Here is a 16,556-nt window from a genome sequence, read left to right as displayed (position 1 = left end):
TCTCCAAGTCTGAATTTCTCCAACCCCTGATTTTATGGGCTTTCGTAATTCAGGATGAATACACCAATGTTGTATGAAACCCAGTAGAAGATCAATACAATTCAAAAGGAGAGGTAAACGTGATGATAAAATTTATTAGCCATGTTCAAGTACCAGCTAACAATTTAGATCATTCTATTGAATGGTATGTAAAATTCTTGGGAGGGACGCTTGCGGCTAATTTTGGCGACTTTGCAATTATCGATTTACACGAAGGGCCAAACATAAACCTATGGAAGACTGATGATAAAACCACAAGCACCTTTACAGTGAATGGGAAACCGTTCCCAACGATAGGGATAGAAGTGGAGGACATAGAGCAAGTCATACATTCCATTAAAGATTCCGGATCTGACTATGAAGGAGATGGACATCCAGTGTATGACGAAGAAGGAAGAAAGTTTTTTCGTTTCTTCGATCCAACTGGAAATATGATTGCTGTACATGAAGAGCCTAAACGATAACCTAATTACGACATGCGGGCACCCTGTATGAAAAAGTGGGGAAACCAGCAGATTGTCACCTTTGGCATAATTGCCCCTCCCTCGGGAGGGGTTCTTCATTGTTATTTGACGCGCCGGCGAGTTTCGACCCCTATCATTCTATTGCACGCTTACTATTGCACTCTTATGGAACATAATGGTATCGTTATTATGGGATTGGAATTTTATTGCATCCTATTTGCAAGCGCTTTAAAAGTGGGTTTATCATCTTACGACATAGCTTCGGGACTTCGCAAGAACATATGAATTCGCAAGAACATATGAAGGAGGCGTTCGAGCAATGACGAGGCAGATGATTAAGAAAGGGATGATCCTGTTTGTACTGTGCCTCTTAACGGGTACGATCTTCCCCCCGGTAAAAGGGTATGCGGCAACCGTCTATGTGACAGATAACGGATCGCGGATCGAGGTCAACACCGGTGCAGGACTGGTCTATGTGGTGAATAAGGCAAATGGCGATATCATCTCTGCCAAAATGAACGGCACGGAGCTGACCAGCAACCGGGCATCCCATATCGGCTCCGGACTCGGATCAGCGAACGTGACGTGGAACAAATCCCCCTCAGGCTCCACTGTATTAATCACCGTATCGACAAGCACATTAACCCACTATTACTCCTCGCGCGGCGGTGAAAACATCATCTACATGGCGACCCATATTACAGCACAGCCGTCCATCGGGGAGCTGAGGTATATTTTCCGCGGCAATGGCAGCGTGCTGACCGGCGTGCCTGTGAACTCCAATATTCGGGCGAATACAGGGGCCATCGAGAGTCAAGACGTATTCGGTTATGCTAACGGACATACACGCTCGAAATACTATGGTAACAACCAGGCCAAGGATCTAACCGTCGAGGGCGTAACAGGCAGCGGCGTCGGCGTGTTTATGGCTTACGGCAACCGGGAAAAAAGCTCGGGCGGACCGTTTTTCCGGGATATCCAGTTCCAGAGCGGTACAGATACGGAAGTGTATAACTATATGAACTCGGGCCATGCACAAACCGAGGCCTTCCGCATGGGACTGCATGGGCCGTATGCGCTAATCTTCACCACGGGAAATACGCCAGGCGTACCGAATTTTGACTGGATGTCCGGACTGAATCTTCAAGGCTGGGTGTCGAGTCGGGGCAACGTTGTGCTGAATGGGCTGTCGGGCATGAACGCTTCCTATCCGTATACGATCGGCTTCGCCAATGCCAACGCTCAGTATTGGACAAACGCAACGTCTAGCGGCTCGGCGGTCAAGCACGGGATGATCCCTGGTAGCTATACCATGACCGTATACAAAGGGGAGTTGGCCGTCTATACGGAGTCTGTTAACGTCACTGCGGGTCAGACCACGACACTGAACACACGTACGATCAATGCCGATCCGAGTGCGGCATCCGCCATCTGGCGCATCGGCGATTGGGATGGCACGCCACGGGAGCTGCTGAGCGGTCAGACGATACCTATCCGTCACCCCTCCGACAGCCGTAACCCAAGCTGGGGTCCCGTGGCTTACGCCGTCGGGAGTGCGACCAATCGCTTCCCTGCGCTGCAGCTCCGCGGGGAGAACTCGCCGACCACGATTACCTTCAACCTCAATGCGAGCCAGGCTTCAGCTTCTCACGTGCTCAACATTGGCATCACAACAGCCTACAACAATGGCAGGCCGAGCGTTACCGTGAACGGTCAACCACTGACCAACCCCTCGGCCTCCTCGCAGCCGAGTACACGCAGCTTCACAATTGGCACGTACCGGGGGAACAATGCTACGTTCAGTTGGACGATCCCGGCCTCTCGCTTCGTGAACGGCACGAACACGATTACGATCTCGCCCATTAGCGGCAGCAGCGATCTCAACAATTGGCTCAGTGCAGGCTGGGTTTACGACACGGTAGAGCTATTAAATTAAGGTATGCGCAGGAGGGGCTTCTGCTGGAAGACCGGCGGAGCCCTGCTTTTTTTATAATTGAGCTGAATCCAGTTTGCGCTTATGCAGGACGAACAAGAATAGTACAGATAAAATCGTACCGTATAGCAGGGAAGCTCCAATTGCCGAGAGCTTATGATACATCGTCGCAGTCTCATAATTTAAGAAAACTTGAACGGTACGATGTAGCGGCGGCAGCAATACGACTGCTTTTTTGATTCCATCCGGCAATAGATTCTCAATCCCCTGTGCAGCAATGGCAACGACCACGAGGACGCTCAGCAGAATAAAGGAAACGACGCGTGCACGAACAAACTTGGAGCCAAACCAACATGCGATTGCAACGCCTAGCCACGATGAAGCGACATGATACAGAAAAGACAGGCTTAACTCCTCGAGACTGGGATTTCTATCGAACCTTTGCAATACGGCGGGGTACAAGACGGCAACTAGAGCTAGCGGCAACGAATATAACCAACTGTATAATAACTTGGCAAGATACAGCTTCCGGATACTGCCGCTGTGCAGCATCGTGACAGCTTCCTGGTTCGGTGTTTCGATGTCAATCACCATATAGCAAAGCGCTGCTGAAACGATAAACAAAAATACAGTGGAAAATGCGTAACTGTCCATAACTGGATTCGGAACGACACTATAAACAAATACGATCCCAAGTATAAAGACGACTGTAGGCGGCCCGTATCGGTAGGAGCGCATGAAACAAGTATGTAAAAATGACAGCAAGGCTAACATAGGTGCGATTCCTTTCTTTGCAAGCTGATGATCTCTACATCACGTTGCAGACACTCCATTAAAAATAATCGAACATCCTTCTCCGCGAGAGTAAACCGAATGAATCCGGCATCCTCGCGCTTCCAGGTCATATCCGTAAACACGCTCGTCAGATAGGCTAACGTTTCCTCGGTTAATATACATTCCACCTCATAAATGAATAGCGATTCACTTGAAGCGCGCTCGACATTGTCTGCACTTAATTTTCCCTGACGGATCCAATAGGTCTGGCTCTCCAATTGACTGGCTAACAATGGATCATGTACAGCGGCCAGTATGGCTGTCCCATCGGCTTTGATTTGTTGCAGGGAATCGAGCAAATGCCCAGTTGATTCCTTATCCAGTCCAGAAAAGGGTTCATCCAAAACAAGCAAATCAGGCTTGTTCATCGTCGCTTGCATGAGATTGACCTTTTGGAGCATCCCTTTGGAGAAGTGGGTCATCTTCAACCAGCGCGTCAGCTTTCAATTTGTCACCTCATTATTATCTTTGAGAGCTCCTGTTGGAGCTGAAGCTGTCCTTTGGATTGGCTTGATGTGAGCAAGTGGATCTCCGCCATGCGGTGCTGCCGAGCCTGCCGCAGCACAATCGTATGCTGCTTGCCAAGCGCGAATACGCACTGCTGCCCCTCTCTAGTGCATTCGGTCCCAGTGAAAATAAGCTTGTACCTCTCCATCCAGGGCTCGAGCTCGGGCACATCTATGACAAGCCTTTCGATACCGAGCGAGCCATTGGTATGGGTTACTTCTTGCTCTGAACAGGGGATCTCCGGATCATACGCACTCATTAGGAAAGGCAGACGCGGTTCCATAGGAACGGCCATCCACCAGCTTTGCTTTCGTCCATCCGGCAAGGTTTTGCTCTTGTGGATCGTTTTGCCGAGCTTGGCGCCAGCCTGAACGACGCTCTCTACATTCGCGTGAGCCTGCTCTGGCTGAAGGCTGTCCAACGCAAAATCATTTAAGCCTTCCTCATGCTCCAAATAATAGAGAAAACGAGTGACCATCGCAGGGTGGAGGGGACGGAGCAACCGGAATACCGTTCGAATCAACCCGTCGGGGAGACGGATGGGCTTGGGGTTAAACAGCTCAAGGAAGGAGCCGTCCCGAAAATAGATGAGTGCATTATGCGCTTTGGCCGTGTCTGTCCGATAGGTGACAGTGAACCCAAGCTTCTCAAAATGATCCACGGCCTGTTTAAGCTGCCTGGATTTGATCAACACATGTCCTATGGCGAATCGGTTCATATCATGCTCTGCCTCCTCTAGTCAATTGCCCTCTAAAACTGTACGCCAGCCCGCATATAAGAAAGGAATCAAAAGCTTCATATAGTCCAGCGCTTCCTCGCGGCGCATGTGCGAGGTGACGATCTCCAGCACCTGCTTAAAGCTTTGCTTCACGAGCAGCGCCAGATAACGAGGCTCGGGGCGATGCGCCAGCAGCTTCATGTCTACCATTTTTGCAAAGTAGGCTTGCGTGGAGGCGAGATCGGACTCGATGAGAGAATCGATATAATGCTCCCAAGAAGAGCCGGCGGAACGATTGATTAATAGATCAAACGCCTCGTATCTGCTGTAAATGAAGTCTACCACGGCAAGCATGCCTTCGCTGGACGCTACGAAATCCTCGATCCGGTTATTGTTCTCCAGCATCGTCAACTGGTGGCGCGCTAAAGCGTCGAAATGCTGTTTGATCTCCTCGGCAGCAGGCCCGACCAAAGCGGAAAACAGCGCATTTTTGTCAGGGAAATAACGATAGATCGCGCCTGTCGTCAGTCCCGCCTTGTGGGCAATCGTACGCATATTCGCTTCGGCGAAGCCATGCCGGGTAAACTCGGCTTTGGCATAATCGAGCAGATTTTTTTTGGTCTTTTCTGCTTTGCTTTCAGTCATCGCACGTACCTCCGAAATAAAATAACAATGTTATTTTATCATAGGCGGTTTGATTTGGCTATAGTCTCCCTAAGCGAGACATGATAAAGGTCGGATTTTTTGCTATCATTCCTCGTCTTTTTGTTAAATCCTAATCGATGTTCCAGGTGTACTCTGATAAGGTGATGTTATTATCTTGCTTGCATACTGTAAAATAAATAGGAGCATGTATATGTATCGGGGGAGTGAATCACGTGTGGCTAATATAAAAATTAGCGATATTCCTATTTTCACTAAAATTATTGTCACCTTCATGATTATCGTTTTACCGTTGTTTACACTTAGCCTTGTGCTAAATGAACTCGGCAAGCAAGAGGTGAAAAGGCAAATATCGCATTCTATCTCCACCACGACGCATTATTATTTCGCCAATCTGGAGAAGGAGCTGGAGCGGGTTATCCGGGCACAGCAAACGTTTGTGAATGATGAAAACTTGTTGAAGCTAAGTAGCGCCAATTCCATTTTGTCCGCGTACCAGCGGACCAAAACGATTAATGATCTGACGGACAAGCTGGTTGCCCTTAAAGACTCAAGCAGCTATATCAAGGATATCACGGTGTACATCGATTCGATGGGGGGCGTCGTGTCTACTTCAGACCAGATGGAGCGACCGGGTATCAAGGACGAGATGGAGGCCATAGCGCGCGCTACTTATACCAATGGAGTACCCATAACCGCGTGGGATGATCGGCTGCATCTGAATGTCATGCATCCCGCCTTTTTATTGAACAAGGAGGCCGATTGGAAGACGCCGGCGTTTATTCACAATATTGAGCTGTCGCAAGAGGCTTTGGCAGACGCATTGGAGTCTCTCCCTCAAGAAGGGGGGGCCGTGCTGTTCAACTCGTTCTGGAGCCTTTCGAATCAGCAATATCCGGAGGCGCTTGAAGCGGTGAAGAGGTATGCAGAACAGCGCGAAGGGCAGTTGCTTTCGACGGAGCAAGTGAAGGTTGGCAAAGAAAATTATATGGTTGTCGTTGATTCTTCCGCTTTTCTCGATGCCACGCTCGTATTCTATTTTCCCGAGAATTTGTTAGTAGGCCAGCTTAAAACGTACGGTACCTGGTTCTGGCTGCTTGTAGGCAGCACCCTGATTATCGTGGTTCTTTTCTCGTACGGGATTTATCTTTTGATTCAACGCCCTTTGCAAATGCTCATTCGTCGGTTCAGAAGCGTGGAGGAAGGGAATTTAAATGCGATTCAGATGCCCTTGCGCGCGGATGAGTTCGGATACTTGTTTAATCGCTTCGACCATGCAGTCAAGCGGTTGCGGACGTTAATCGATGAGCTTTACGTGCAGAAGATTCGACTTCAGCAATCGGAGCTCAAGCAATTGCAGATGCAGATTACGCCGCATTTTCTATACAACAGCTTTTATATTTTGCATCGGCTGATCAAGCACGGCGACAATCAAACAGCCGAATTGGTATCCAGAAACTTGGGGGATTATTTTCAGTTCATTACGAGAAACGGCTTGGAAGAAGTTGCGCTTCAGGATGAAGTGAATCACGTTCGTTCCTATGTCGAGATTCAAAATGTGCGTTTCTCCAATCGAATTGAAGTCGCGTTTGGCGACTTGCCTCCGGATTGTGAAGAGATAAAGGTGCCGCGCCTAATCCTGCAGCCGCTAGTCGAGAACGCTTACGAACACGGGCTTGGCGAGACGATTGCGGGCGGTTATTTGCAAATCTGGTTCCGGCATGAGGCTGGACAACTGTCGGTTATGGTTCAGGATAATGGAGCTGGCATGGCAGAGTCGGAATACCTGCTGCTATCTCGCCAGTTGGATGGCTCGGAAGAAGGAGAAACGATCGGGCTCGTGAATATCCAGCGCCGCTTGAAGTTGCGGTATGGCGATCTCGGTGGGCTGGAAGTGTTGCCTGGCGAAGAGAAGGGGCTAACCGTCCGTATTTATATTCCGGTCGGCCCCGAACACAAAGGAGTCTAACATGTATCGTATACTGATCGTTGATGATGAGCCATTTATTGTGAACAACATTTATCAATTGCTAGCCGAAGGGTCGCAGAGGGAGTTGGAAGCCTACCGCGCCTACAACGTTTTTGAGGCACTTGACTGCTTGGCCCATAATCGAATCGATGTTGTCATTTCAGATATTCGCATGCCCGGCATGAGCGGCATGGAATTGTATGAACGAATTTTGCACAACTGGCCTATGTGTAAGGTTATCTTTCTTACGGGGTTTAACGAATTTGATTATGCCCGCAAAGCGATTCGGATGGGAGGCGTAATCGACTATGTGCTCAAAAATGAAGATGACGATGTGCTGCTCGCTGCGGTTGAGAAAGCCTTTGCCGAATTAGACAAGGTCGAGGAACTGATGAATCAGGAACTGCAGGCTAAAGCGAAGCTGCAGCGGGCAATTCCGGCGTTGCAAAAAAGCACCTTGCTGGAGATGGTAGCGGAGCAGGCGCCTTCTCCCCAAGCGCGCGCGCGGAAGTTTGTCGAAGCCGATATTCCGATATTGCCGGACAAGCCTGTTTTGCTAGTTATAGGAAGCATGGAGAGCTGGAGAGAAGGAATGAGCGAATCGGAGCGATTGCTGCTTCTCTACGCCTGCCAAAATATTGCCGCCGAATATTTAATACCGACCTGCGTCCAACTGTCCTTCACTCTGGAAGGCTATAAGATCCTATGGTTTATTCAGCCTAGAGCATTGGCGGCAGGAGCAGCGGAAGATGATCTGGAGCAGCGCGAGTGGCAGCACTTGAAAACAAGAGTCTATTCGATTATGGAAACCGTCCAGCAAACCTGTACCAATCTATTAAAGCATCCCGTATCTTTTGTCATCGCGCGCGAGCCTTACGAGTGGGAACAAATCGGTAACCGAATGAAACTATTAACGGATGTACTGGACAGGTTGGCAGGAAATGGCCAGGAGATGTTAATTCAGGATTCGGACCAACCGTCTTCTACCTACGAGCCACCCGAGGGGGAGCATGCCGAGCAGCTCATCCTGTTTATACAGCATTATATTACGACCCATCTGGCCGAGGATGTAAGCTTAACCGCGCTGGCCGCCCTGGTCCATCATAGTCCGACCTATCTGTCCCGCTTGTACAGGCGAACGACTGGCGTGATGTTGTCGGACTATATAACGCAAGAACGGATGAAGAAGGCGAGGGTGCTATTGGAGGAAACGGGGATGAAGATTCAGGAGGTTGCCGCTATAGCTGGTTATGAAGGAGCGTCCCAATTCAATCGTTCGTTCAAGCGCCTCAACCAGATGACCCCTCAAGAGTATCGAGAGCGCTCCATCTTGGAGAGGGAATACAAGAGGGCAACAAACGTAAAGAAAGACAAGGATCGTCGATAGAACGGGGAAGGGACGTATTCTATAATTGGAGATGTAAGCAGACAGGAACAGGGGGCTGGGATATGAAAGGCAAAACGGCAAGGTTGTTGCTGCGATCCACTTTAGTTAGCGCGCTCGTGTTGACCGCGGCCTGCACCAATCAAGGCAATGTGAACAGTACGAAAACAGTGGACACCGGAGCTGCGGGAAACGGCGGTGCGGGAGAAGTCGCAAATGTCGATCCGCTTGGCAAAATCGATCCTCCGATTGAAGTGACGGCCATCCGAACAGTTAATTCCAATTTGAAGTTCGAAAACGGCGAAACCATCGACAATAATGCATGGACAAAGCTGTATGAAGAGGAGTTTGGCATTAAAATCAACTATTTGTGGGTATCCGATCCGTCCCAGTACGATCAAAAATTCAACATCGCAATGGCTTCCAACAAGCTGGCGGATATTATGCCGGTAAACGGCATTCAATTCAATCAATTGGTGGAGGCCGGGCAGCTGGAGGATCTGACCGAAGTCTTGGAAAATTACGGGACGCCAAAAATGAAAGAGCTTCTTATGAAAGACGGCGGACTCGGTATAGCATCGGCGACCTTCGACGGGAAGCTGCTGGGGCTGCCGGTTAATCCCGGCTCATTCGACACGGCGCCGCTCCTCTGGGTACGCACGGATTGGCTGGAGCAGGTTGGATTGCCTGAACCGAAAACGATGGAGGATGTGTTTAACATCGCGGAAGCGTTTGTTACGCAGGATCCCGATGGCAATGGAAAAAACGATACGCATGGACTCGGAGCGGCCAAAGATTTCTATGGGCTGGAGCCAGGACTTGAAGGCTTCTTTAACGGCTATCATGCCTACCCGAAAAGCTGGGTGGAGGATGTATCCGGACAGCTTGTCTATGGCAGCATTCAACCGGAAATGAAGCAAGCGCTTGCCAAGCTGCAAGACATGTACGCGAGTGGCTATATCGACCGCGAGTTCGGCGTGAAGGATAAAGAAAAATTCATTCAAACCGTAAATGCAGGGAAATTAGGCCTGTTCTACGGCGCCGACTGGTCGCCGTTGTTATTCCTCGATGGCAAGGAGCTCGATCCTGAGATGGACTGGAAACCGTTTCACTTGCCTTCCATCGATGCAACTGCGGCACAGCCGCAAACGCAATACAATATTAATCAGTACTATGTCGTGCGTAAGGGCATGAAGCATCCCGAAGCGGTGGTGAAGCTTCTCAACGCGGCTAGCCACGAATGGGATCGAGAGAAGTACCCGCTAACGGATATGAATATGAATGGCGATGTGGAAAAATGGCAGTACGCGCTGCTGCAAGCGGCGAATCCCATTCAAAATGTGGAGAGCTACGAAGATGTTTCGCAGGCCTTGGAGAAGCAAGATGAGTCGCTGCTTAATTTGACAAGCAACCCGGGGCAGGCTAATTTTTACAAGGGTATTAATGCGTTCAACAAGGGCGATTTAAGCGGTTGGGGCTTTACGAGATTTTTTGATGCGATCACTGTACTGTACGACTACCATACGAAGGATCAATTTAAGATGACGAGCTTTATTTCCGGTCCCACTGAGACCATGGTGGAGAAGGAAGCGACCTTGTTGAAGATGGAGCTGGAAACCTTTACGAAAATTGTGATGGGCGAATCCTCTATCGATGCCTTCGATGAATTTGTCGTCAATTGGAAAAGCCTTGGCGGGGATACGATTACTGAGGAAGTTGCCAAGTGGAAGGCCAGCAAGTAAGGACGGATGCTCGCAGTCCGTCATATCTAATCAAGGGGCAGACGTACTTGTCTGCTTCCCTGAGAATCATACGCTAGGAGATGAAGCGATTGTCTATCATGACGGTAACTGGGAGGGTGGCCAAGAATGCTCTCGGGTGGGTGCTGCCCCATGAGCATGCTTTCATAGATCTGAGGCCATTGGTGCCAAAGCCCGTCGGCATCGCCCAGCAGAAGCTGGCCGGGCAACAGGTGGAGCTGCGCAACTTGGGAAAGCTGATGCGCAATCCATATGCCGTGCTGGATAATGCGGTTCTTGATGAAGAGGATGTCATACGCGATGAGCTATTGAAGTTTAAGCAAGCGGGCGGGAAAACCTTCGTCGACCTTACCTTGCGCGATATCGGGAGAGATCCGGTATTATTGGCTGGCTTGGCCAGGGAATTGGATATGTACATTATCGCAGGCTGCGGCTATTATGTACGGGGATCGCATCCGCCGGATATGGACGATCGGACGGTCCAGAGCATAACGGAAGAACTGCTGCGGGAGATTACCGTGGGAATAGACGGAACGTCCATTAAAGCAGGCGTCATCGGAGAAATCGGCACGAGCGAAATCATCTATCCGAATGAACGAAAAACGCTTATTGCCGCCGCTCTTGCCCAGAAGGAAACAGGACTCGGCTTGCATGTGCATACCGATCTATATACGGAGAATGGCTATGAGATTGTGGATCTATTAACTAAGCACGGCGCTGCGCCCGAGAAAATATGCATTAATCATGTCGATGTCGATATTCGAATGCCCTATATCAAAGATTTGCTGAACCTTGGCGTGTATGTGGAATTTGATAACTTTGGCAAGGAGTTCTATGCGGACAAACGGGATCGAAGCGTGCTTCGCGGCTTATTCGCCCGGGATATTGACCGGGTCAAGGCGATCAAGCAAATGATCGATTGGGGTTTCCTGTCGCAAATCCTTGTTTCAACCGACGTGTGCCTGAAAACCTGCTTACATCGTTACGGGGGATGGGGCTTCGACCATATGTTGACCAATATTATTCCGATGATGGAGGATGAAGGCATTACACCCCAGCAGATCGAAGCGCTGATGTGCCATAACCCCGCACAATTTATGGATAATGGAGAGTCGTAAAGGAGTTAAAGAGTAAGAGTTAATTGCGCGAGCAAGCAAGCTGAAATGCATGAAGGAGGATGGGACTCATGACAGTCATTCCACAAGAAGAATACGCACAAAGAGCCGAAAAGCTGAGGGCACTCATGCGCGAGCAAGGCTTGCAGGCCTGCATCATTTATGGAGATGAGTACAGGAAGGAAAACCTGCGTTACATTGGCAACTACTGGCCGCTATTTGAGCGCGGGGCAGCGATCGTGCCTCTGGAGGGCGAGCCGTTTATTATCGCGGCTCCCGAGGGAGAAATGTTCTGCCGCGAGATGAGCGCTTGGCCGGATGTGCGGCTGCTGCCTGAATTCAACTGTGTCACGGTGCCCGACCAGATCGAATACCCGCATGCGAATTATACCAGTCTAGCCGCGATCTGCAAGGAACTGCAAGCAGGCACCGCACTGAGCAGGCTCGGCATCGTCGGACTCGATGCGATCCCGGTCCCTCTCATGCAGGCGATTGAGCGGGGCTTCAGCGGGATTGAAATCGTGGATGCCTCAGACTTATTGTTTCGTCTGCGGATGGCCAAATCGCCTCATGAGGTGGGCTGCCTGCAAGAGGCGGCGCGTATTGCCGATGCCGGCTACCGCCTGATGATCGAGCAGGTGCGGCCGGGCATGACCGAACTGGAGCTTGCTGCGCTCGCCTACGGAGAATGTACTCGCCAGGGGGCGGAGAGCATCCCGTTCTGCTTGTTGACCAGCGGCGAACGCGTGAACACGATTATCGGTCGGGCATCGCGCAAGGTGATTGAAGACGGGGATATGATCATGGCCGCCATCGCGGTCCAGGTCGAGGGTTATGTCGCTACGCTCAACTTCCCGTTCGTCGCCGGCACGATCAGCGAGGAACAGAAGGCCTTTATCGATATTCTTGTCGCAGCGGAGGATAGAGCCTTGTCCAAGATCAAGGCCGGCGAGAAGCAAGGTGCGGTCGTCCGGGCCGTTAAGGATTACTTCAGGGAACAAGGGGTGACGCCATATGATCTGTATCCTCCGATGCACGGCTGCGGACTTGCAGAAGCGGAATCGCCGTATCCGGACGAGCATGCCGAGGCACGATTCGAAGCCGGGATGACTGTTAACACGGACGTTAGCCTGTTCGGGCATCCTCATGGCTCCAACCGTATTGAGGAAAGTCTCCTCGTGACGGAGGATGGCTATGAATCGATGTCGCCGCTGGTCAGGCATCTGAGCAAAACATGGAAAGAACAGCGGATCATCTCGACTATCGGCATGATGGGATATTCGGAAGCATGAACATGCAGAGATTGAGGCAGCAGATGCCACTTCATCTGATGCTGGTCCCCGGCATTCTTGTATTGCTTGTGTTCTGCTACTATCCAATGGCAGGGATTGTCATCGCCTTTCAAAAGTTTATTCCAATCAGAGGGCTGTTCGGATCGGATTGGATCGGATTAGGCAACTTCCGCTATGTCCTGAAGATGCCTGATATTTGGCAGGTTCTCTATAATACCGTCTTTATTGCATCCATGAAAATCGTATTGGGCATGATTGTCCCGATTATCATTGCCATTCTGCTAAATGAATTGAAAAACATGTTTATCAAACGCGGAGTCCAGACCTTGATTTATTTGCCGCATTTTATGTCCTGGGTCATACTCGGCGGGATACTGGTGGATGTTTTATCTCCTTCCGAGGGGGTTGTGAACCAGCTGATGCAGGTACTGGGATTGGACACGGTCTTTTTTCTGGGTAGCAACCAATGGTTTCCTTCCGTTCTGATTGTTTCGGATGTATGGAAGGAGTTTGGCTTCAGCACCATCGTCTTTCTCGCGGCGATTACCGGGATTAATCCTGCCTTATACGAAGCGGCTATTGTTGATGGAGCGAGCCATATGCGCCAAATGTGGCATGTCACGCTTCCTGGCATGATCCCGATTATTGTCCTTATGGCAACGTTAAGCCTGGGCAATGTGCTGAATGCGGGATTTGATCAAGTGTTCAATCTGTATAGTCCGAGCGTCTATCAAAGCGGGGATATCCTCGACACCCTGATCTATCGGATCGGGCTGCTGGATGCCCAGTTCGGGGTGGCTACGGCAATCGGCTTGTTCAAATCGGTCGTATCGTTTTTCTTGATTGCGTTGTCTTATTTCCTGGCGTACCGTCTCGTAAACTATAGAATTTTTTGATGAAGGGAAGAAATGCGATGCTGCACCATGCTTCCTTCGGCAGAAAGGCGTTCGTTGTGGGAAACTATATTTTCCTCATCTCGCTTTCTTTGCTATGCCTACTCCCTTTGTTACAAGTGTTATCCATTTCGTTCAGCTCTAGCTCGGCGGCATCTGCCGGCCAGGTCCAGCTGCTGCCGGTTGATTTCACGTTGTCCTCCTACGCATACATTATGCAAAAAAAGGAGTTCGTTGCATCCTTCCTGGTGACGCTGCAGCGATTCGGACTTGGCTTCCTGATCAGTATGAGCTTGGCCATTTTGTCCGCTTACCCGTTGTCCAAGGAGCAAAAGGATTTAAAGGGACGCAGCGTCTATGCCTGGTTTTTCGTATTCACGATTTTATTTAGCGGCGGATTGATTCCTACGTATATGGTAGTCAGTCAAACCGGGCTGATCGATACGATCTGGGCGTTGGTTATTCCAAGCGGAGTGTCCGTATTTAATGTGATCTTGCTGCTCAATTTTTTTCGAGGGCTGCCCAAAGAAGTGGAAGAATCGGCGTTTATGGATGGGGCTGGGCATTGGACGGTATTGTGCCGAATGATCCTGCCGATGTCTATGCCGGTACTGGCAACCGTCGCGCTGTTTACGATGGTATTTCATTGGAACAGCTGGTTTGACGGACTTATCTATATGAACTTTCCCCAAAATTATCCCTTGTCGACGTATCTGCAGTTAATGGTAATTAACAGCAATCCGATGAAGACCGACCCCAATCATTTGAGCGGCATTCTGGAAATATCCGAGCGAACAACCCGTGCTGCCCAAATTTTCCTCGGCGCTTTGCCGATCTTGCTCGTGTATCCGTTTCTTCAGCGGTTCTTCGTCAAAGGCATCGTACTTGGCAGCGTGAAAGGATGAGAAGGATGGACGAGTTGAGTGCAAGCAACAAGGAGAACGGCGGTGCGGCTCCCGTGCCTTATGAGCGCTGGATATGGATCGAGCTCATCGGCTTCGATAAGGAGCAGCCGGATTATGCCGTGCAGGCGTATCTGGACAGGACGGGATTTACACCGGACAGTGTCTCTCTGTTGTTGTATACGCCTGATTTTGTACACGGGCACAAGGGGATGGCGTCGGAGTGGCGGCTGCCGATGGAGATGTGCTCTTATGGCGCGCGTCCTTACAGCAAGGATCGGGCCCGGCAGCCATGGACCAATTATGAACTGCGCAGTCTCGTAGCCGAGCTGCAGAAGCATGGGATCGAGGTATATTGCGCCTTCTTTGATATTTTTCAGTTTGACGGCGAAGACGGCAGCGAGGAGTTGACCAAAAGCGCATGGTGCGAGGCTCATCCCGAGCTGTATGAAATGCGCAAGACAGGGGAGCCGTTCCCGGGCATTAATCCGCTGCGACGGATGAAGGACGGCAGCTACTATGAGGACCTGTTTGTTCCTGAGTTAATACAAGTGCTGGAAGACTATCGATTCGATGGCTATCATGGCGCAGACGGTTATACCAGCCCCAGGCTGAGCCTGGCAGAAACCGATTATTCGGATGATATGGTCGGGCAATTTTGTCAATGGAGCGGTGAGGCGCTGCCCGGCGAGTTGCCGATGGCTTGCGACAGCGACCCTGACGCCATGGAACGGCGCGCAGACTGGATCTGGAGCAACAGAAGGTTACCATGGATTGCGTTCCATAGCGACAGGTGGGCGCAGCTCTGGCACAAAATTATGGCAGGGATACGTCGAGTCGGGAAAAAGGCGTATGTCAATACGGCTTGGACCAGAGAGCCGTTCGAAGCGCTCTATCGTTATGGCGTCGATTATAAAAAACTGGCAGACACGGGCATAGACGGATTTATCGTCGAGACCGTGGGCGCTTCGCTGTCGGCGGGGGCGGGAGAAACCGAATATGAACCTGGCACCGAGTTTATGGCGATGCTGCTGATGATAAAGGCTTATGTGCCGAATACCAAGTTGATTTGTCTGAATGCCCTGGCGGACACCCACGAGCAGTGGGATGCGATCAACCATGCGCCAACCGTGCTGGAGCGGGATATCCACACGCTAACGAACATGTATATCATCGAGAAGGGCGAACCGACACGATGCGCGGCAGGCTTCATGGCTTGCCTTGGGGATGGCATTAGCAAGGAGGATTGGAAGTGGATTACTGCCCGCTGGAATTTGGGATTCGCAGCTCGGCCGCAGTATATCGTGGGAGCCGCGCTGGTCTGGTCGGACGCGATGCTGCAAGCTTCCTTGCAGGAATATGCAGAGCTGCGGACATGGCCTGCGCATAAGTATGCCCATGAGCTCCTCTCTCGCGGAGCGCCGGTTCATTCAGCCATCCGCATCGAGAGTGTCCCGGCCTTCGAGGGTCCGATTCTCGTGACGAACTTGCATCTGTTGTCTGAAGGCGAACTGCAAAGCGTACTTGCTTACCGAGGCGGAGTAGCTATCCTAATCGGTTGCTTGACGGAGCGTGTCGCTACGGCGTTGAGGCAATGGGATATTCATCAAGGGCATAATGTTGGACAGCAAATATGCGTTATTCGCGCTGATGCTGCGGGTACCGACAGCTTTCACTTTATGGAAGAACATCATGCGGAAGCGCAGGGCTGGACAACGGGACCTGCTCCGCTCGTCGATGCGATTCCCTGGATCAAGAGCCTGAGCTTCCGTCCGGTAGCCGAATCCTTCCTGGCCCGGGCTGCGGCCGAAATAAATACCGTCGTTCAAGCGCCCAAAGTGTGCAAAAATGAAGCTTTTATTGGCGTTGCCGCTCTTGAGCTGACGGACGACTGCCAACGGCTTCTGCTAACCAATACGCATATCAATTATAAATCCGCCCATGTAGATATGGGTAAGCCTATTCAGCGGATCGAAGTCGTGACGGAATTTCCCGGCGTTCCGGTTAAGCCTCATGGATCCGCATTTCGACTGTATGTGCCGGGTAGAGGGGCGGTTATTGTAGATGTGCACCTATAGAACAA

Annotated in this window: 14 protein-coding genes; 10 read left to right on the top strand and 4 right to left on the bottom strand. The window is 50.7% G+C overall.

The window, feature by feature from the left end; translation table 11 throughout:
* Nucleotides 1-122: 122 nt before the first annotated feature.
* Both PA598K_RS28840 and PA598K_RS28835 read left to right on the top strand, forming a co-directional pair.
* On the top strand, nt 123-503 hold the full coding sequence (locus PA598K_RS28840) for a VOC family protein (RefSeq protein WP_376739089.1): 381 nt from the start codon (nt 123-125) through the stop codon (nt 501-503).
* 319 nt (nt 504-822) lie between these two features.
* Complete coding sequence (locus PA598K_RS28835; RefSeq protein ID WP_128660255.1) at nt 823-2,439, top strand: rhamnogalacturonan lyase B N-terminal domain-containing protein; 1,617 nt, start codon at nt 823-825, stop codon at nt 2,437-2,439.
* Between the two features lie 51 nt (nt 2,440-2,490).
* Here the strand turns inward: PA598K_RS28835 and PA598K_RS28830 are convergent, their stop codons facing one another.
* Genes PA598K_RS28830 through PA598K_RS28815 form a run of 4 tightly spaced genes read right to left on the bottom strand, consistent with a single transcriptional unit; the run spans nt 2,491 to nt 5,140 of the window.
* On the bottom strand, nt 2,491-3,210 hold the full coding sequence (locus PA598K_RS28830) for a hypothetical protein (RefSeq protein WP_128660254.1): 720 nt from the start codon (nt 3,208-3,210) through the stop codon (nt 2,491-2,493).
* Nucleotides 3,204-3,692 carry an ATP-binding cassette domain-containing protein gene (locus tag PA598K_RS28825; RefSeq protein ID WP_128660258.1) on the bottom strand — a complete coding sequence of 163 codons (489 nt, stop codon included), beginning with the start codon at nt 3,690-3,692 and terminating at the stop codon, nt 3,204-3,206. Before PA598K_RS28825 ends, PA598K_RS28830 begins: the two co-directional genes overlap by 7 nt.
* 29 nt (nt 3,693-3,721) lie before the next feature.
* Nucleotides 3,722-4,495, bottom strand: coding sequence for a VOC family protein (locus PA598K_RS28820; RefSeq protein ID WP_128660253.1), 774 nt, complete (start codon nt 4,493-4,495; stop codon nt 3,722-3,724).
* Between the two features lie 21 nt (nt 4,496-4,516).
* Nucleotides 4,517-5,140: a TetR/AcrR family transcriptional regulator gene (locus PA598K_RS28815; RefSeq protein WP_128660252.1), complete on the bottom strand. Its 624-nt coding sequence runs from the start codon at nt 5,138-5,140 to the stop codon at nt 4,517-4,519.
* Between the two features lie 235 nt (nt 5,141-5,375).
* Here PA598K_RS28815 and PA598K_RS28810 point away from each other — a divergent pair, with 235 nt between their 5' ends.
* The 8 genes from PA598K_RS28810 to PA598K_RS28775 all read left to right on the top strand — a co-directional run bounded on the left by PA598K_RS28810 (nt 5,376) and on the right by PA598K_RS28775 (nt 16,551).
* Entirely contained in the window at nt 5,376-7,127 is a 1,752-nt protein-coding gene (locus PA598K_RS28810; RefSeq protein ID WP_185602287.1) for a sensor histidine kinase, read from the top strand.
* 1 nt (nt 7,128) lies between these two features.
* A complete protein-coding gene (locus PA598K_RS28805; protein WP_128660250.1) occupies nt 7,129-8,514 on the top strand; it encodes a response regulator in 1,386 nt (461 codons plus the stop codon).
* 62 nt (nt 8,515-8,576) lie between these two features.
* Complete coding sequence (locus PA598K_RS28800) at nt 8,577-10,253, top strand: extracellular solute-binding protein (RefSeq protein ID WP_128660249.1); 1,677 nt, start codon at nt 8,577-8,579, stop codon at nt 10,251-10,253.
* A gap of 98 nt (nt 10,254-10,351) precedes the next feature.
* Entirely contained in the window at nt 10,352-11,389 is a 1,038-nt protein-coding gene (locus tag PA598K_RS28795) for a phosphotriesterase family protein (protein WP_260405662.1), read from the top strand.
* Between the two features lie 68 nt (nt 11,390-11,457).
* On the top strand, nt 11,458-12,678 hold the full coding sequence (locus PA598K_RS28790) for a M24 family metallopeptidase (RefSeq protein ID WP_185602285.1): 1,221 nt from the start codon (nt 11,458-11,460) through the stop codon (nt 12,676-12,678).
* Nucleotides 12,675-13,574: an ABC transporter permease gene (locus tag PA598K_RS28785; RefSeq protein WP_128660246.1), complete on the top strand. Its 900-nt coding sequence runs from the start codon at nt 12,675-12,677 to the stop codon at nt 13,572-13,574. The genes PA598K_RS28790 and PA598K_RS28785 overlap by 4 nt, the downstream gene beginning before the upstream one ends.
* 17 nt (nt 13,575-13,591) lie before the next feature.
* Nucleotides 13,592-14,476, top strand: a complete 885-nt coding sequence (locus tag PA598K_RS28780; RefSeq protein WP_128660245.1) for a carbohydrate ABC transporter permease — start codon at nt 13,592-13,594, stop codon at nt 14,474-14,476.
* Between the two features lie 5 nt (nt 14,477-14,481).
* Nucleotides 14,482-16,551 carry a hypothetical protein gene (locus PA598K_RS28775; RefSeq protein ID WP_128660244.1) on the top strand — a complete coding sequence of 690 codons (2,070 nt, stop codon included), beginning with the start codon at nt 14,482-14,484 and terminating at the stop codon, nt 16,549-16,551.
* Nucleotides 16,552-16,556: the final 5 nt, after the last annotated feature.

It is taken from the genome of Paenibacillus sp. 598K (genome assembly GCF_003851045.1).
Classification (GTDB): Bacteria; Bacillota; Bacilli; order Paenibacillales; family Paenibacillaceae; genus Paenibacillus_D.
Note: the sequence above shows the minus strand (reverse complement) of the source record. Positions and strands in the feature narration are given on the sequence as shown.